The sequence below is a fragment of the Rheinheimera sp. genome (assembly GCF_965283995.1).
Taxonomy (GTDB): domain Bacteria; phylum Pseudomonadota; class Gammaproteobacteria; order Enterobacterales; family Alteromonadaceae; genus Pararheinheimera.
On the sequence record NZ_CBDIQG010000001.1, the window covers coordinates 3,961,710 to 3,978,519 of the forward strand.

Below are 16,810 nucleotides of genomic sequence, written 5' to 3' on the forward strand. Positions count from 1 at the left end.
CTGTATTCCATGCCATGGAATACAGGGCATGGCAGCCCTGCATCCCGCGGCGTTGTTATGGTTACTGGCAACTGCCATTATTTTTCCACACGTCCCATTGGCCAGATTTTTGCGCCGGGTTTTCACCTTGCGTCCACCATTTGGCTGTGTATTTGACACCCTGATGCGCGACGCTGTTACCGGCTACATAAATACCGGTGGCCGACCAGGTTGGCAGACCGTTACAGCCGCCGGTGTTACCACTGCTGACGTTCAGTGTCTGACTGGCGCTATGGCTTAAGCCCTCCGCGTCTTTGACGGTCAGGGTGACGGTGTAACTGCCATCTGCCGCGTACGTATGGGTCGGCGCGTTTGCGCTGGAGCTGTTGCCATCACCAAAGGTCCAGGCGCTTGATACCACCGCTTTATCGTCGGTTGACTGATTACTCAGGGTTACGCTTCGGCCGTTGATGCTGACGTTGAACTTGGCGACCGGCGCCTGGTTCTGACCCGTGCCGCCGCCGTTACAGCCTGCGGTCAGATAGTCATACGCGGCTTTGGCGTTGACAATACCAAAGCCAAAATTGACATCGCGGCCAGCACTGCCTTTGTCCACAGCCGTTTTATTCAGTGCATTACGGATTTGTACGTTGCTGCATTGCGGATAATGGCTCCACACTAAAGCCGCAACGCCCGATACATGTGGAGTTGCCATCGACGTACCGCTAATTGATTTGTAACCGCCATCACGCCAGGTTGAATTGACGCCAACCCCTGGCGCGGCAATTTCCACCTGATTGTTATATTGCGAGAAACTGGCTTTGGCACTGTTGCTGTCGACCGCAGCAACCGACACCACGGCATCATAAGACGCCGGGTAGGACAAAGTGCTGTTGCCGGCGTTACCTGCAGCGGCGATATGCAGCATGCCTGCAGCATAACTTTGTTCAAAGGCCGTGCGTTCCGCGGTAGATTGACCACTGCCGCCCAGGCTCATGCTGGTGACATTGGCGCCGGCCGCTTTACATTGATTAATGGCGGCAATCAGGTCGGAACCATAGGCCCAATTGCCGGCATTGTTAAATACTTTGACGATATGCAGTTTCAGCTGACCGTTGCGGTTGACGCCGACCACGCCTTGATTGTTACCGCCGACGGCGGCGATAGTGCCGGCGACATGGGTGCCATGACCGTTGCCGTCTTCATACCAGTTACCGGTGTCGTTATTGCCATACCCATCATCACCGGTGACACCGCTGTTAATCAGATCGGGGTGATTCAACGTATAGCCGGTGTCCAAAATACAAACCTTGCGATTACTGACCAGGTTATCCGGCACCTGCAAGGCTTTTACCATCTCAATACCATAAGGCGTGGATTCTGCTTGCAGATAGCGGATCGGGTCTACCTCGACCAATGCCACTTGCGGGTTGGCTTTGACCTTGAGCAGTTGCTCCGGCGTCAGCTCGACGCTGATCAGATTTTGCTGCGGTACCGTGAGTTGTGGCTCCAGTTGCAAAGCATTGGCAAAGTGTTGCAGGCGTTGTTGCTGTGCCTGTAATGAAGCTTGTTGGTGGGCGCCTTCGAGTTTTGCGCCGGCGTTAAGGACCACGATATAGCGGCTGCTTTGCTCCGCTGCGCTCAAGCTGCTGGCGACACAGAGTGCAAGGGCGCTGATGGCAAGCCCGCTCCGGCCGGAGTTTAAACGGGATAAAACGTGCATGATGGTGTTTCCTGTTGTCTGATTTTTTATTGTTGACGTCTTTTATTTTTAACATCTGTGGATGTGCGACTCGGACAGCCATGCAGGCTGGCTGAAATGACAACGCTGTCGGTGCAATGTTAAAGCAACAAAACTGTCACGCTCCGGCTTGATATCTGCGCGATAAATTTTGGATAAAAGCAGGATTTAGCGGTGTTTAAATTAGAGTTTTCACTAAGTGCGTGAAATATAAACCGTGTTTTTGCTGGCCCTGTAATCGGTCTGAGGTGTCGATTTATGCTGCGACGATTTGGTCCGAAGCGGGCGCCGTGCCGTACCGTAGTCAGTGTGGCCGCATCGCTGTGGCAAAAATAAATACTAAATGTCGTGGTAAAACTGGTAACTGGCGGCGGGACTGCTAATTTTGCCTGACAAGTGCAGGATTATTCTGTGGCAACTCTGAACAATCAAGGCAGATGCAGAGACTGATGTATGAATGAAGTAACGCGCTTAGATACCATCGCCGAGTACTCGTTGCAGGTCGCTGAAGAAGACCCGAGCCTGAACCAGTTGCTGGCCGCATTGGCGCAATTATTTGACGCGCCTATTGCGCTGGTCAGTCTGATCGGCGCTGATTTCCAGTTTTTTAAAGCCCGCTATGGCCTAGCTGCAGACAGAACCCGGCTGGAAGATGCGTTTTGTGCCCATGTCGTGGCACAAGACGCGCCGCTGGTGGTGGAAGATGCCAGCATACACGCCGATTTTCATCATAACCCGCTGGTGACAGGTGCTCCGCATATCCGCTTTTATGCGGGTGTGCCGCTGCAGCTGAATCATGTACCGGTCGGCGCGGTTTGTGTGATCGATCAGGTGCCCCGCACAGTCAGTACCCTGCAGCTGGCATTGCTGGAAAAAGTCAGTGCGCATGTGTCGCATTATCTGACGCTGTGGCATCAACATAAGCTGCTGCAGCAGGAACAGGACCTGCTGGAACAGTCTCCTGCAGTCCTGATGCAATGGCGTAATTTACATGGCCTGAGTCTGAGTTATGTGTCTGGCAATATCGACACTCTGTTTGACCTGCCGGCAGAGGCGCTCAGGCAGAAACAAGCAGTGCTCGAAGACTTTATTCTGCCATCCAGTCTCAATGACTTTAATTTCCTGCTGACTAACCACCAAAGTGGGGTTGCAGCTGCCGAAGCGCATTTCCAGATTAAATCACGGAACAACAAGCTGTTTTGGGTCAAATTAATCTCGCGGGCGTTTTTCACCAATGACGGCCGGCTCGATGCCATTCACGCCATGCTGATTGATCACACTGCCAATCGCTACACCGAGGTCAAACTGACCGAAACCAATCAACAGATGCGCTTGTTATTAGATGCTTCAGGCCTTGGTACCTGGGATTGGAATATTCAGTCGGATGTCAGCAAAGTAAACCGGCGCTGGTGTGAAATGCTCGGGTTGGATTATGAACTCTTCGATAGCAGCAGTTTGTTTTGGCGCCAGCTGATCCATCCAGCTGACCAAGCCGGCCTCGATGCTGAGCTGCAACGTCATCTTGACGGTAAAACGTTGGTGTTCAATACGGTGTACCGGATGAAACATCAGGCTGGACATTGGGTCTGGATTGAAACTTACGGCAAAGTCGTGACGCGCGACAGTCAGCAACAACCGGTTCGCCTAGCCGGCACGCACCGCGATATCACGGCCAAAAAAGAAGCGGAGTTACTGGAAACCAAACAGCGCCAATTGCTGAGTTTTATCAATAAAGCGCAGGCGATTTACCTGCGAACCGGTGATTTGTCAGATGCCTGTCGTGAAGTGTTAGCCGAACTGACCGAGATCGCTGACAGTCAGTTTGCATTTATCGGTCAGATGCTGCCACATAACGGGCAGCAGAGTCTGTTTATTCATGCAATCACCGAGTTATCCTGGAATGAACACAGCAGCCAGCTGGTGGAGTTGTATCAGCAGGGCCAGCTGTATTTTGACAGCTTCGATAACCTGTTTGGCAAAGTGATCACCAGTCAGGCACTGCTGATCAGTAACGAGCCCGCCAGTCATCCGGCGTCCAAAGGCACGCCGGTCGGGCATCCGAAGATTTTCCGGTTTCTTGGCCTGCCGATCATGCTCAAAGACGGGCTCGTCGGCATGATAGGCCTTGCCAATAAGTTTTCTGATTACAGCGCGGCTGATGCTGCGTTTTTGCAGCCGCTGTGTGATGCGCTGGCGGGCTTGTTTTACGCGGTGGAGCAGGAACAGGCGCGGGTGCGCGCCGAGGAACAACTGAAGAATCTGGCAATGACAGATCCGCTGACCGGCATCCCAAACCGAAGAGCTTTTATCGAACATTGTGCCCGGCTGAAAAACAGTCCGACTGGCTATGTGCTGGCGATCCTCGATATCGATCATTTCAAAAGAGTCAATGACACCTATGGCCACGCCGCCGGCGATGAGGTGATCAAGCTGATTGGCCGCAAACTACAGTTTTGCCTGCGATCTGACGATTACAGTGCCCGGCTCGGTGGTGAAGAATTTGCGCTGCTGATTGAACATACCGAAATCGATATGGTGCATCTGTTGCTGGAAAATCTGCGGTTGGAAATCAGCGCCGAAGTGGTGCATACCGCAGATGCCGATGTGTCTGTCACCGTCAGTATCGGCGCGCGTTATGTGCCGGCCGGTGAAGTGGAGGACTTGCACCTGCAAATGGCCGATGCCGATGTGGCGTTGTACAAAGCCAAAGAGAATGGCCGCGATTGCCTGATGTGGTTTTGATGGCCGGCCTTGAAACAAGGCGCGGCCATGAACGGTACAAGATCCAACAAAACGGGCCGTCAGGCCTTCAGATGCTGGTTAAAAAATGCCACAGTCCGCTGCCAGGCCAGTTCGGCTGCGGCTTTGTCGTAGCGGGGCGTGGTGTCGTTGTGGAAACCGTGTTGCGTGTCCGCATAGACAAAACTCTGTGCGTTTTTGCCGGCGGCTTTTAAAGCGTCGTCATAGGCCTGAGCACCGGCATTGACCCGCTCGTCGTTGCCGGCGTAATGGATCAGCAATGGCGCTTTAATCTGCGTAACTTTGCTCAACTCGCCCTGACGGCCATAAAACGGCACTGCTGCCGCTAATGTAGGTAATTCAGTGGCAAGGAAGTTGGCGATACCGCCGCCATAACAGAAACCAACTACTCCGACTTTGCCATTGCCGCCCTGCAGTTTTTGCAGATACGCCACGCTCTGGACGAAATCCTGCCGCGTTTTGGTTTGATCCAGCTTGCCAAATAATTCACGGGCTTTGTCTTCATCGCCCGGATAACCGCCGAGTGTAAAGAGTGCATCCGGCGCCAACGCGATAAAACCGGCCAGCGCGAAACGGCGCGCTACATCTTCAATATGTGGGTTTAAGCCACGGTTTTCATGCACGACCAACACCACTGGCAGCGGCCCTGTTGCTTTGGCCGGCTTCACCAGATAACCACGCACAGTGCCATTGCCTTGTGGGCTTGGGAATTCAACAAAGCTGGTGGTGATACTGTTATCGTCCGGCTTGACCTGCTGACCCAGCGCATAGTTCGGCGTTAAGGCTTCCAGCACCGATAAAGCGGTAACACCAGCGACCGTGAACTTCGCAGCACCCAACAGAAAATCGCGCCGGCTGATATCGCCATGCACATAACGGTCAAACAATCGCATTGTTTCCGGATGAAAATCGTTGGCGGTTTTACGCTCAGACATAAACAGGCTCCTGGTGCTTGGTCGGCAAAAAAAACGCGGTATTGAGACCGCGGCAATGTATCGATTTTATATACTGCGCCGGGGCCGAAAAAGTGCAAATGTTTTTACTGGGTTTTGAATCAGGCTGCTATTTATCTGCGTTACTGGCGAAAGAAAGCAGTGACCTTTGGCTACATCTATTACGTTTGGTTAAAAACCGAAAAACTGCGTGTCGATTAATCCGGCAAAAAAACGTTAGCCTGTTGTCCTTTCCGCGCGAATTTGTGTATAACGAGGGATTATTGCGGATTTTGTTTGCCATTTATGCCAAAACCGACCCAAACCCTGAAAACCGTCGCCCAGCAACTTGGGGTGTCGACGGCCACTATCTCTAACGCCTTCAGCCGACCTGATCAGCTCTCTGCCCAACTGCGGGAAAAAATCCTGACCGCCTGTGCTGAGCTCGGTTATCAAGGTCCGAACAAAGCGGCGCAGTCGCTGCGTAAAGGCAGTTCCGGCATTATCGCGGTGATCTTATCTGACTCGCTGGAATATATGGTCAGCGACCCGGTCGCCAGCCAGTTTATCCGCGGCGTCGCCAACGCGCTGGAACAGCATAAACGCCATTTACTGCTGTTTTCCGGCAGTGCGCCAAGCCTTGATGCTATCGTCGATTTTGTTGACGGTTTCATCTGTTATGGTGCGCCGCGCAACACAGATTTGATTTCTCAACTGGAAAAGACCCGCAAGCGGGTACTGACGGTGGATTGCGATTTAACCGACCGGCCGTCAGTCAATATCGACAATGAACAGGCCGCTTATGAAATCGCCCGCCAGGTGCTGAGTAAGGATTCAACAGTGGCGGTGTTAGGCTTGCGGCTGATTGACGCACCGGATACGCGTCCGGTTGGCGATGCGCCGCTGTGGGATAATCAAAGCTCTGTCGCTCACCGCCGGCTCGACGGCTATCAACGTGCGTTAAGCGATGTTGGCCAAACTTTAGCGCCAGAGCGGATCTGGCACATTCCGGAAAGTAACCAGCAACAAGCCGCGCTGGCTGCGCGCGCCGCGCTGGCATTAAACCCCAGACCCGACACGCTGCTGTGTATGAGTGACCTGATTGCATTAAGCGCGATGCGTGAAGTGCTGCAGCTGGGCTTACGTATTCCGGAAGATGTGCAGGTGGTTGGCTTTGATGGCATCGAAGAAGGCCAGCGTTACCACCCGACGCTAAGCACCGTTTGGCAACACAGTGACCAAAAAGGTATTGCGGCGGTCGAGGCCTTTATCCGCGGTGAAGAAGGCCGGATGTTATTGCCTTATGAAATCCGCGCCGGCGAAAGCTGCCGCTCCGTGCAGCGTTGAAGGGTTCGGGGCAGCTCCCGGTCATTTGGAAAATTTGTGTGAAATTTCAGTGATATGGCTTGCGGCATGGCTTAAAGTGCAATAGATTGAGCCCTCGCTGTTACAACATTATCATTTGGCTCACAACTTTTTCTGAATCAGACACGGAGTATGTATGTCGACTTTAGCGCAATTTATCCAGCAACTGGCCACAGATCCTGCATTACAAGCCGCATACGCCCAAGACGCAGCTGCAACCTTACAACAACATGGTGTCAGTGCTGCTGAAGCCGCCGCAGTGTTAAACGGTGATAAATCTGCCGTGGAACAACTGGTTGGCCATGGCGTGAAGCCGGTGACTTATTACTTCCCTGCCAAGTAATTGAAGTTAAAACATATACTGTTCTTTTTCGGAACGTTATTCAGCGTTCCAGCTTGGTCGGCAAGTGAAATTGCCGACCTTTTAGCATCTGCCGAAAACAACAGAACCAGCAATCCCACACTGACACAACAAAATCTACAGTCAATTGAAGCCAGGCTCGCTGAATTAACGCCGGAACAACATGCGCGTTATGTATTTATTTCTGCGTATTCCAGCGCCTTTAGCGGAAAGCTGGATAAAGCAATTGTGTTAGCCGAGTCGATCACAACTACGCCTTTTGTTGACACCCGCGTTAAAGCAAATTTGTTACTTGCCAATATGAACGAATCAATTAAGGATTTTCGTAAGGCATATAGCTACTTATATGAAGCATTAAAAGATTCCCATCATCTGAAAGACAATGCGATCCTGAACAACATCTACACCGTCGCTGCACAGCTACATATCAGCGCTGGTGCCTATGAAAAAGCTTATGAATTCGCCCGGACCATGGAGTCGATCGCTACGACGGAGCGACATTTATGTATCAGTCAGTCACAACAACTGCATGCGTTGATTGGGCTGAAAAACAGTTACGACCCGACCAGTTTTCAATCGGCATTTGCGCACTGTGAAGCCGCAAACGAACGGCTGATGGCACTGGCATTGTATGTTTTTACGGCGGATATTGAATTAAAACGTGACCCGGCTGCTTTGCTGCAACGCATGCAGGACATTTTGCCGGAACTCGAGAAAATCGGCTTCCAGTTTACCATCCTCAAAGCGCGTTATTACCGTGGGCTGGCGCTATTGCAGCTGCAACGCCTCAGTGAAGCCAAACAGGCACTGCAGCAGGTGTTTAGCCAGGCCGAACAGCTGCAGGACCACGATATTGCCAACAAAGCTGTATTGCATCTGGCCGAACTGGCGGAACAGGCCGGGCCGCAGCCGCAGGCGGTGTTGTTGTACAAACAACATATTGCCGCACTGAACCAGCACCTGAGCGAATACAAAGAACGCAGTATTGCCTACCATCTGGCGCAGGCCAATTACATGGAAAACCAGAACAAATTGCTGCTATTGCAACAGCAGAACGCCGTGTTGCAGTTGGAAGCCGAGCTGAAAAAACAAGAGTTATGGTGGACAGTACTGGCTGGTACCGCTTTTATCTGCCTGCTGCTGGCAGTGTTAGGATTATTACAACGCAAACAACGCCAGCTGTTTTTACTGGCCAATACCGACGGCCTGACCGGCTGCTTAAATCGCCGCCGTTTTAGCGAGTTGGCGCAGCAGTGGCTCAGTCAACATCCGCAGCAAAACGTCGCTTTGTTATTGTTTGATATCGATTTATTTAAAAATATTAACGACCGTTATGGCCACAGTGCCGGTGATGCTGTGCTCAAAGCGCTGGTGAGCCGGCTGCAGCAACTGCTGCCGCCTCAAGGCTGGTTTGCCCGGCTTGGCGGTGAAGAATTTGCCATCTGGCTGGGTGGCGCCAGCCTGACCGAAGCCGCGTGGCTGGCCGAACAGTGCCGGTTAGCTTTATGCAACGAGCCACTGCAGTGGCAACAACAGCAGATCAGCATCAGTGCCAGTTTTGGTGTGGTGGCAGGCCCGGCCCCGGCAGAGCTGGAAACCCTGCTGCAAAGCGCCGATCAGCTGCTGTATCAGGCCAAGACCGCCGGCCGCAACTGTTGTATCAGTAAGCCGCTGCAACGGGTGGAATGATGCGACAGGATAATTTGATGCAACAAGGCCGGTTGCATTGCATCGGGCTTGGCATCACCTTGGGCAGCCAGCTGACACTGCTGAATGCGGAGTTGCTGCGCAGCGCTGATCTGGTGTTTTTCCACGCTAATACACAATATCTGGCCAATTGGCTGGCGCAGTTTAATCCTGCGCTGGTCGATTTACAGCCGTTTTACCGGCCGGGTCAGTCCAGAGCTGTCAGTTATCAGGCGATGGTCGATGCGGTGCTGGACGCAGTTCGGGCCGGCAAAAAAGTGGTTTGGGCCTGTTATGGTCACCCCGGTGTCGCCAGCTGGCCGCCGCATGAAGCGCTGCGTCAGGCCAAAGCAGAAGGTTTCTTGGCCAAAATGGAGCCAGGCATTTCCGCCGACGCCTGTTTGTATGCCGATTTAGGCATAGATCCAATGGCCGAGGGCTGTCAGCAATATGAGGCCAGTCAGTGGTTGTTTTATCAGCGCCAGATTGACGTGTCGGCACTGCTGATTTTATGGCAGGTCTGCATCGCCGGTGATTTCAGCCTGACCGCGCTCGACAGCGAAGCGCAGCGCATCGGCGTGCTGACCAGCGAACTATTGAAACATTATCCGGCCGCACATCAGGTGATTTTGTACGAAGCGGCCGATTTGCCGATTTGGCAACCACGCATTGAGTACATCGCGCTGGCTGATTTACCGCGGGCGACACTGAATCAAATCACCACGCTGGTGATCCCAGCGGTTACCGCGCGCCGCCCCAATCTGGCGGTGCTCGACCTGTTGCAGGTGCCCCCTGATCATCCGCTACGACAGGGCTGATCTTCCCACGACTTTATCGCTGTATCTTTAGCGCAGCCAGCCTTTACTGATCTGGCGAAACTGCGCAGTACCGGCCCGCTGCAACCATTCAAACGCGACCATTTCACGGCTGACAATCACCACACCCGCTTGCTGTAACCTGCCAAGCGCTAGCTGTTTATCGCTGTCGCGCCGCGATCCACAGGCTTCTGCCACCAGATAGACCTGATAACCGGCGGCAACTAAATCGAGCGCAGTTTGCAGCACACAGACATGGGTTTCAGTGCCACAGAGGATGATCTGACGGCGGCCGACATCTGCGAAAGCGGCCTGAATATGCGGCTCTTTGTACGCACTGAAATGGATTTTCTCCAGAATTTCTTCGCTTTTCAGCAGCGCCAGCACTGATGGCACTGTCACGCCAAGCCCCTGCGGATATTGCTCGGTCGCGAGCACCGGCACCGCCAGTTCGCGCGCGACTTCGACGAGCCAGCGGCAGTGTTGCTCAACTTCAGCGTTGTTGTGAATGGCTGGCGCCAATTTACTTTGCAGGTCAATCAGTAGTAACAGACTGTGATCGGCGGTTAATAACTCAGCGGCTAATGACTCAGCGGTTAATGACATAAGATGCTCCGGGATCTGTGCAGCCGTTACTATGCCAGTAACTGCTGCTACAGTGCATACTCGATGCAAAAAACTGATTGTTGGAGGCTGATATGGCTGAACCTGCAGATAAACCGCTGAACCTGCGCGATGTTGCGCTGGTGCTTGATACTCAGCAGCGGGTCCACGCGATGCCAACCGGGCCCGAGTTATACCCGCAGCTTGATACGCAGTTTAATCAATTTCATGGTTGTGTGCTGTTGTCGGAATATGCATTTAGCGCCAACTGGTCATCCTATGAGATGCACCCGGCCGGCGATGAAGTGTTGTATCTGTTATCTGGCCGCTGTGAGCTGTTGCTGGAGCAACAAGGGCAGACGCAGCGCATTCCTTTTGATACACCAGGGCAGGTGCAGGTGATTGCCAAAGGCTGCTGGCACAGCGCCGACGTCAGGCCGGGTGAGTCATGCCGTATTCTGTTTTTCACGCCGGGGGCGGGCACTGAACACCGGGCGCGCAGATAGCTGAAATCAGCCAGACAAAAAAATTTCACTTTTCTGCCGCAGTATTATTGATTCTTAAACGTTTAAGATGTATACCTTGGCACAGCTGTCGGTCATTACACCGGCAGAGCGCTGGAACCCCTGCAACGGAATTGAGTTGGACTGCAGTGTTCCGGTTTTCGCAGCGCGAACGGACGAGGCAGCCATGATCAATAGCGATTCAATACAGGTAGGCATGACGGAGCAACAAACACAGCAGCGTCAGCTCAGTCAGGTTAAGTGGATGACCTGCCTGATGTTTTTTGTCTTTGCCATGACCACGGATGCCGTTGGCGTCATTATCCCCAAAGTGGTGCAGCAGTTTAATTTGAGCCTGACTGAAGCCGCCGCGTTTCATTATGTGCCGATGGTATTAATTGGCCTGTCGGGTTTATTGCTGGGCCGTCTGGCTGACACTATCGGTCGCAAAACCGTGATTATGGCTGGTCTCGCGATTTATACGCTAGCCTGCATCGCCTTTGCCTTTGGCGATACCTTCTTGTTTTACTTAGGTTTATTAGGCGTCTCTGGCCTTGCCATCGGTTTGTTTAAAACCGGAGCCTTAGCGCTGATTGGCGATATCAGCCCGGATAATCAGCAACACACCCGCCTGATGAACCGCGTTGAAGGCTTTTTTGGCTTAGGCGCCATTGCCGGCCCTTTACTCGTCACTTTACTAATTAGCTACGAACTGGACTGGACGCAGCTTTACCTGCTGGCCGGTTTGATTTGTGGCTTGTTATTGGCACTTGCCGCGATGGTGCAGTACCCGGACTATGAACCGGCTGAGCAGCAAGCGGACTTATGGCATAGCCTGAAGCTGGTGCGCGACCCTTATGCGCTCGGGTTTTCTATTGCTATCGCCTGTTACGTTGCGGTGGAGGTGGCAGTATTTGTCTGGCTGCCGACTTTGCTGCAAAGCTACCAGGGTGAATATCAGTGGCTGGCGCTGCATGCCATTACCATTTTCTTTGTGCTGCGTACCCTGGGGCGTTTTCTGGCGGAATGGATTTTAAGCAAACTGGAATGGAGCCTGGTGCTGGCGTTGTTCAGTAGCGCGATTTTACTCTGTTATGTCGCCAGTATGCTCGGCGGTGTTGAGGTCGCGGTGTGGCTGATGCCATTGTCCGGCCTGTTTATGTCGATGATGTATCCGACCATTAATTCCAAAGGCATTAGTTGTTTCCCGCGTGCCCAGCATGGCGCCGTCGCCGGATTACTGTTGGCTTTTACCGCGCTGGCCGCTGCAGTAGGCCCACTATTAATGGGCATTGTCGGCGACTGGTTTGGCGAAGTGCGTTATGGCTTTTATCTGGCGACCGGCGTGGCCGGCGCGCTCTGTCTGCTGATGTGGCTCAATACCCTGTTTAAACCTGCTGCGGCCCGACTGGCGGCGCAGGACCATCCTTCACTTTCCCGGTGATGTAAGCACGGCAGGCTGTGCGCCTGTCTTCCCTGTTGCGGCGGCCATTGGTCGCCGTTTTTTTTGCTTGCATGCCCGATGGCTTTGCGCGACAGTGGTTAAAATTTAGTTGCTGTTTTGTCTGAACGAATCAACCAAATCAAGGAGTTAAGATGACTGGGATTATTCTGCTGGTGCTGATCGCGGTATTGGTGTTTGTGGTGATTGGCGTTTACAACCGCTTAGTTGCGCTGAAAAACCGCTGGCAAAACGGCTTTGCCCAAATCGAAGTGCAGTTAAAGCGCCGTTATGACCTGATCCCGAATCTGGTCGAAACGGCGAAAGGTTATATGGCGCATGAACGGGACACGCTGGAAGCGGTGATCGCGGCACGCAACAGCGCAGTGTCTGGTTTAGCGGCGGCCGCAGCGGCGCCGACTGACGGCTCGGCAGTGCATGCACTGGCCGGTGCGGAAAATGCTGTGCAACAAGCAATGAGCCGGTTCAGTGTGGTGATGGAAGCCTATCCTGATTTAAAAGCCAATCAAAATATGCTGCAACTGAGTGAAGAACTCAGCAGCACCGAAAACCGCGTGGCCTTTGCCCGTCAGGCCTTTAACGACGCCGTGATGGACTATAACAGCTATCGGCAGAGCTTCCCGGCGGTGGTACTGGCCGGCAGTTTTGGCCATGGTAAAGACGCAACTTTGCTGGAGTTTGCCGACAGCGCCGCGATCCAGGCTGCCCCAGTGATCAAGTTCTGAGCCTGCGCCAATGGCGATGAACTTCTTTGAAGCGCAGCAACAAGCCCGCAGCCGCACCCGGCTGCTGGTATTTTTGTTTGCTGTGGCCGTGTTGCTATTAGTCGCGCTGACCGACCTGGTGGTGTTGATCGCGCTGGCGTTTTTGCAGGCGGATCAGCTAGATCCGGCCGCACCAGAGCAGTTCCCCTGGGGCTATCTGGCAGTCAGCAGCCTGGCAGTGGTTGCGGTCATCGGTGCTGTGGTGTTGTTCCGGCTATTGCAGCTGAAAAAAGGCGGCAAAGTGGTGGCGGAAGCACTCGGCGGCCGCCGGTTAAAAAGTGACGAAACCGACCCCAAAGTGCGGATCTTGCAAAACGTGGTCAGTGAAATGGCCATCGCCGCCGGCGTGCCTACACCACCGCTTTATGTATTACCGGAGCAAAGTATCAATGCTTTTGCCGCCGGTTTTTCGCCGGCAGATGCTGTGATCGGCGTGACTGAAGGCACGTTAAATTTACTCAACCGCGATGAATTACAGGGCGTGATTGCGCATGAATTCAGCCATATCCTCAATGGCGATATGCGGCTGAACCTGCGCTTATTGGCGCTGTTGCACGGTATTTTGTTTATCAGCGAGGCTGGGCAGCAATTGCTGTTTGTCCGTCACGGCGGCGGCCGTGACCGCAACGGTGCTGTACTGGTGGTGCTGGGGCTAGGGCTTAGTTTTATCATCATTGGCTACATCGGCGTGTTGTTTGGCCAGTTGATCAAAGCCGCAGTCAGCCGGCAGCGCGAGTATCTGGCCGATGCCAGCGCGGTGCAGTTTACCCGCAATCCGGCCGGCATTGCCGGCGCGTTAAAGCGCATCGCCGCATTGCAACAAGGCGGGCGGGTCAAACATCCGCAGGCGAGCGAGATGAGCCATTTGTTTTTTGCTGACGCCTTGTCGCGCTGGCAAATGGGCTTTATCGGCGGCTGGTTTGCTACCCATCCGCCGTTACCGGATCGGATTAAACGCATCGAACCACATTGGATTGGCGGCCTGCCCGATGCAGCCACTGCCGCGACGCCGCCTGATGCCCCGCGTACAGAGGCTGTATCGCAACCACTGGAACAGCGCATGGCGTTATTGCAGGCTGCACTACTGGCAGGACAATCAGCCGGAACAGCCGGCGGACAAATAGCTGGTGTTGTGGCAGGCGCGCCGGAGCAGTTGCTAGCTGCCGATTTGAAGTTACAGCGCCAGCAGTTGCAGGCCGAATTTGACAATCTACCGGCCGCAGTGCGCCATGCCAGCCAACACGAATTACCAGCGCAGGCGTTGTTATGCTGTTGCCTGATGAGCGAACACGAATTGCCGCGCCAGCTCAAACTGGTGCAGGGCCTCGGCATGCCGGGTTTACTCAGTGAAGTGGACCGCTTGTTTGATCTGGTGCAGCCGCTGCAGCCGTTAACGCGACTGACGTTGCTGCAACAGCTGGTGCCAACATTGAAGCAGTTGAGCCAGAGCCGGTTTACTCATTTACAGCAGTTATGCCGGGCACTGATTGATCTCGATGGCCGTTGTGACACCTTTGAAGCGCTGGTTTGGTTATGGCTGGATCATGTGATCGCCGCCGAATTCGCGCCACAAGCACAGGCAAAAGCGCGGCATGGCCGTTTGTCGCAAGTATTGCCGACGCTGTTGCCGTTATTACATTGGGTCAGCCTGCAGTCGGCAAATCCTGCTGCTCAGCTCGACAGCTGGCAAGCGGGGATCCGCGCGCTGGGCTTAGAGCCGGCGTCTTTGCTGCAACCTGAGACCCAGGCGCTCGGCAGCATGCAGCTGATGCCGCTGATTAACAGTACTCCGACCGTCAAACAGCAGATTTGGCAGTCGTTGCGGGCAGCGGTCGCCGCCGACGGTCAGCTGTTGCTGGACGAATTGCTGGTGCTGCAGGGCGTGGCGTTACTGCTGGAGATCCCGATCGACAGCGCGCCGGCAGCCAGTGGGTTTTGATTCCGCCTTGTGACCCGGCGCGTACGGCGATGTTGTGTACGGCGGCACTGCGTTTGCCGTACCTACGGATTGGTTGGGATGGTAGGTACGGCACGCTAAGCCCGCTGGCCACCACGTGGCGTGCAAAGCCGTCATCGCGTCATCAAATCTTAACTGCGCCTTGCAACCAACTGCTGCACTTGCAGGGGTAACAGTCTTTGCAATGCCGACGACCAGCGCGCTTCGTGGCGCTGCCACAACACGCCGGCGTAAATCACGGCAAAACCAATGGCGCAGAGCACCAATGGGAACCAGTTGCTGTCTTCGAATAAATCAAAAGCCAGGTGGCTCAGATAGATCAGCACACCAAAGCCGCCAAACACCGCGAACATACGCCGCGCCAGTGCGACGCCAATCAATAACAGGCCAATGTTAATGGCGGCATAAATGGCTTTACCTATTTCGCTGTCCGAATCCATCGACGTCAGGCCACCCCAAAAACTCAGCAGGCCGGATAGATACAACCAAAAGGAAAAATCGGCTTGTCGACGATTGCGCAGGTCGACATAAAACGCCAGTGCCAGCGTCAGCAGACCCCAGCCGACCGCCACCCATTTGCGTTGTTGCCAGTCCGGATCTAAATCCTGCAACAGCAGCGGCGCCAAATCCATGCCGAGATACCACAGAGTTACAGCGACCGGCAGCAATAAAAACGGCAGCCGGTAGCGATATAAAGCCACTGCCGAGGTCAATAAAGTCGCCAGTTCCATCCAGAGCCAGCGCGCGTCAATCCATTGATGGTAATGCTGGTAGTCGCGGTTATCCCACAAGCCATATCCCAGCAACAGGCCAAATACCAACAAAGGCGTTTGCACGAGCGCAAAAGTGGCAAAGATGCCGGTTAACAGCGGTTGTTGCCGGCCGCGCTGATGTTCGGCCAATGCCAGCCCCAGCAAGGCATAACAAGCAGCCAGCGTGGCGAGGCCTAATCCACCATAAAAATCATGGCTGAGGCTCATAAATAACGACATCGCCGCAATCGCCAGCACGCCGCCGAAGTAATACAGCAGATGAGCGGTGTTAAACTGTGCGACACCTTGCTGTTGTTGCTGCAGAAATTGCCAGAGTTTTTGGTCCTGGCCTGGTTGCAGAATGCCTTGTGTGACGGCTGCTTGTAATTGTTTACTGGTGATTTTCATCGGGGCCTCCCTGGCAGATCTGGCTGTGATGGCATAAGCCGCTAGCTCAACTTACCACGCTGCAGATAATAATCCAGACTCAGATAACGGCCGCCACCAAACCAGAACAGGCAAAGTAGCATTACAAAATACGTAGCGGCGAATTCGATGCCGTTATTCAGCACCACCAGATTGCCGCTTTCGATCAGCCAGTCGTAGTTGCCGTGTTCTTGTAGCAAATCCCGCGCGCGCTGTAGTTTCTCCGGTGCCGCCAATATTCGCTCTGAATGCAGGATAGTGCCGTCGGCCAGCCAACTTGTTGCATCGGCTATCGCCAGCCAGCCATTTTTGGCATGCACAGTGACCATCGCAACGAGCATGGTGATCGCCAGCGAGAATGCGGCGAGACGCGTCAATAAGCCGAATAATAACAACAGACTACCACCGATCTCAGCCGCGATAGCCAGCGCAGCCAGCAGGGTAGGGAACGGCAGTCCCAGGCCCCATTCAGTGTTGCCAAACCAGGCGACGGTGTCGGCAAAATGTAGATACTTGTTCCAGCCGGCCTGCAACAGCACCGGGGTCAGATAGAGGCGTAACAACAATAAAGGCAGGCCTTCGCTCATGCGCAGGCCTGCTAAAAGGCGGGAATACCAGGCAAACATAGGCAAGTCTCTGTGGGGAAATTGTCCCCACAAAGACCGCGGTACATCGACTTTTCTTTCAGCGATTTGCTGAAAACA

The 16,810-nt window shown here is 53.9% G+C and carries 14 protein-coding genes; 9 read left to right on the top strand and 5 right to left on the bottom strand.

What is annotated here, in order from left to right:
- Positions 1–61: 61 nt before the first annotated feature.
- The gene (locus tag ACQ66Q_RS17705; RefSeq protein WP_430458009.1) at positions 62–1,702 is read right to left on the bottom strand and encodes a S8 family serine peptidase; all 1,641 of its coding nucleotides are present in this window, start codon (positions 1,700–1,702) and stop codon (positions 62–64) included.
- A 471-nt stretch (positions 1,703–2,173) separates the two neighbouring features.
- On the opposite strand from ACQ66Q_RS17705, the gene ACQ66Q_RS17710 reads away from it, so the two are divergent.
- Positions 2,174–4,462, top strand: a complete 2,289-nt coding sequence (locus tag ACQ66Q_RS17710; RefSeq protein WP_430458010.1) for a sensor domain-containing diguanylate cyclase — start codon at positions 2,174–2,176, stop codon at positions 4,460–4,462.
- Between the two features lie 59 nt (positions 4,463–4,521).
- Here ACQ66Q_RS17710 and ACQ66Q_RS17715 read toward each other — a convergent pair whose 3' ends face one another.
- Entirely contained in the window at positions 4,522–5,415 is an 894-nt protein-coding gene (locus ACQ66Q_RS17715; protein ID WP_430458011.1) for a dienelactone hydrolase family protein, read from the bottom strand.
- A gap of 303 nt (positions 5,416–5,718) precedes the next feature.
- Here ACQ66Q_RS17715 and ACQ66Q_RS17720 point away from each other — a divergent pair, with 303 nt between their 5' ends.
- The 4 genes from ACQ66Q_RS17720 to ACQ66Q_RS17735 all read left to right on the top strand — a co-directional run bounded on the left by ACQ66Q_RS17720 (position 5,719) and on the right by ACQ66Q_RS17735 (position 9,642).
- Complete coding sequence (locus ACQ66Q_RS17720; RefSeq protein ID WP_430458012.1) at positions 5,719–6,759, top strand: LacI family DNA-binding transcriptional regulator; 1,041 nt, start codon at positions 5,719–5,721, stop codon at positions 6,757–6,759.
- A gap of 154 nt (positions 6,760–6,913) precedes the next feature.
- Entirely contained in the window at positions 6,914–7,120 is a 207-nt protein-coding gene (locus ACQ66Q_RS17725) for a hypothetical protein (RefSeq protein WP_430458013.1), read from the top strand.
- A 246-nt stretch (positions 7,121–7,366) separates the two neighbouring features.
- Positions 7,367–8,827, top strand: coding sequence for a diguanylate cyclase domain-containing protein (locus ACQ66Q_RS17730; protein WP_430458014.1), 1,461 nt, complete (start codon positions 7,367–7,369; stop codon positions 8,825–8,827).
- A 17-nt stretch (positions 8,828–8,844) separates the two neighbouring features.
- On the top strand, positions 8,845–9,642 hold the full coding sequence (locus ACQ66Q_RS17735) for an SAM-dependent methyltransferase (protein WP_430458015.1): 798 nt from the start codon (positions 8,845–8,847) through the stop codon (positions 9,640–9,642).
- Positions 9,643–9,669: 27 nt separating this feature from the next.
- On the opposite strand, the gene ACQ66Q_RS17740 is transcribed toward ACQ66Q_RS17735, so the two are convergent.
- The gene (locus ACQ66Q_RS17740) at positions 9,670–10,245 is read right to left on the bottom strand and encodes a hydrolase (protein ID WP_430458016.1); all 576 of its coding nucleotides are present in this window, start codon (positions 10,243–10,245) and stop codon (positions 9,670–9,672) included.
- Between the two features lie 92 nt (positions 10,246–10,337).
- Here ACQ66Q_RS17740 and ACQ66Q_RS17745 point away from each other — a divergent pair, with 92 nt between their 5' ends.
- From ACQ66Q_RS17745 to ACQ66Q_RS17760, 4 genes are all read left to right on the top strand, one after another.
- Positions 10,338–10,748 (top strand): cupin domain-containing protein, encoded by a 411-nt coding sequence (locus tag ACQ66Q_RS17745; RefSeq protein WP_430458017.1) that lies wholly within the window; start codon positions 10,338–10,340, stop codon positions 10,746–10,748.
- A gap of 184 nt (positions 10,749–10,932) precedes the next feature.
- On the top strand, positions 10,933–12,189 hold the full coding sequence (locus ACQ66Q_RS17750; RefSeq protein ID WP_430458018.1) for an MFS transporter: 1,257 nt from the start codon (positions 10,933–10,935) through the stop codon (positions 12,187–12,189).
- A gap of 152 nt (positions 12,190–12,341) precedes the next feature.
- Positions 12,342–12,932 (top strand): LemA family protein, encoded by a 591-nt coding sequence (locus tag ACQ66Q_RS17755; protein WP_430458019.1) that lies wholly within the window; start codon positions 12,342–12,344, stop codon positions 12,930–12,932.
- A 10-nt stretch (positions 12,933–12,942) separates the two neighbouring features.
- Positions 12,943–14,910: a M48 family metallopeptidase gene (locus ACQ66Q_RS17760; protein WP_430458020.1), complete on the top strand. Its 1,968-nt coding sequence runs from the start codon at positions 12,943–12,945 to the stop codon at positions 14,908–14,910.
- 149 nt (positions 14,911–15,059) lie between these two features.
- Here the strand turns inward: ACQ66Q_RS17760 and ACQ66Q_RS17765 are convergent, their stop codons facing one another.
- Positions 15,060–16,088 carry a DUF2157 domain-containing protein gene (locus ACQ66Q_RS17765; protein WP_430458021.1) on the bottom strand — a complete coding sequence of 343 codons (1,029 nt, stop codon included), beginning with the start codon at positions 16,086–16,088 and terminating at the stop codon, positions 15,060–15,062.
- Positions 16,089–16,129: 41 nt separating this feature from the next.
- A complete protein-coding gene (locus ACQ66Q_RS17770) occupies positions 16,130–16,693 on the bottom strand; it encodes an HvfX family Cu-binding RiPP maturation protein (RefSeq protein WP_430458022.1) in 564 nt (187 codons plus the stop codon).
- Positions 16,694–16,810: the final 117 nt, after the last annotated feature.

What these genes read in the sequence shown, in the direction of transcription:
- ACQ66Q_RS17705 (WP_430458009.1), bottom strand. Translation starts at nt 1,702, where the DNA reads ATGCACGTTTTATCCCGTTTAAACTCCGGCCGGAGCGGGCTTGCCATC.
- ACQ66Q_RS17765 (WP_430458021.1), bottom strand. Translation starts at nt 16,088, where the DNA reads ATGAAAATCACCAGTAAACAATTACAAGCAGCCGTCACACAAGGCATT.
- ACQ66Q_RS17745 (WP_430458017.1), top strand. Translation starts at nt 10,338, where the DNA reads ATGGCTGAACCTGCAGATAAACCGCTGAACCTGCGCGATGTTGCGCTG.
- ACQ66Q_RS17735 (WP_430458015.1), top strand. Translation starts at nt 8,845, where the DNA reads ATGCAACAAGGCCGGTTGCATTGCATCGGGCTTGGCATCACCTTGGGC.
- ACQ66Q_RS17760 (WP_430458020.1), top strand. Translation starts at nt 12,943, where the DNA reads ATGGCGATGAACTTCTTTGAAGCGCAGCAACAAGCCCGCAGCCGCACC.
- ACQ66Q_RS17770 (WP_430458022.1), bottom strand. Translation starts at nt 16,693, where the DNA reads ATGAGCGAAGGCCTGCCTTTATTGTTGTTACGCCTCTATCTGACCCCG.
- ACQ66Q_RS17750 (WP_430458018.1), top strand. Translation starts at nt 10,933, where the DNA reads ATGATCAATAGCGATTCAATACAGGTAGGCATGACGGAGCAACAAACA.
- ACQ66Q_RS17755 (WP_430458019.1), top strand. Translation starts at nt 12,342, where the DNA reads ATGACTGGGATTATTCTGCTGGTGCTGATCGCGGTATTGGTGTTTGTG.
- ACQ66Q_RS17715 (WP_430458011.1), bottom strand. Translation starts at nt 5,415, where the DNA reads ATGTCTGAGCGTAAAACCGCCAACGATTTTCATCCGGAAACAATGCGA.
- ACQ66Q_RS17740 (WP_430458016.1), bottom strand. Translation starts at nt 10,245, where the DNA reads ATGTCATTAACCGCTGAGTCATTAGCCGCTGAGTTATTAACCGCCGAT.
- ACQ66Q_RS17720 (WP_430458012.1), top strand. Translation starts at nt 5,719, where the DNA reads ATGCCAAAACCGACCCAAACCCTGAAAACCGTCGCCCAGCAACTTGGG.
- ACQ66Q_RS17710 (WP_430458010.1), top strand. Translation starts at nt 2,174, where the DNA reads ATGAATGAAGTAACGCGCTTAGATACCATCGCCGAGTACTCGTTGCAG.
- ACQ66Q_RS17725 (WP_430458013.1), top strand. Translation starts at nt 6,914, where the DNA reads ATGTCGACTTTAGCGCAATTTATCCAGCAACTGGCCACAGATCCTGCA.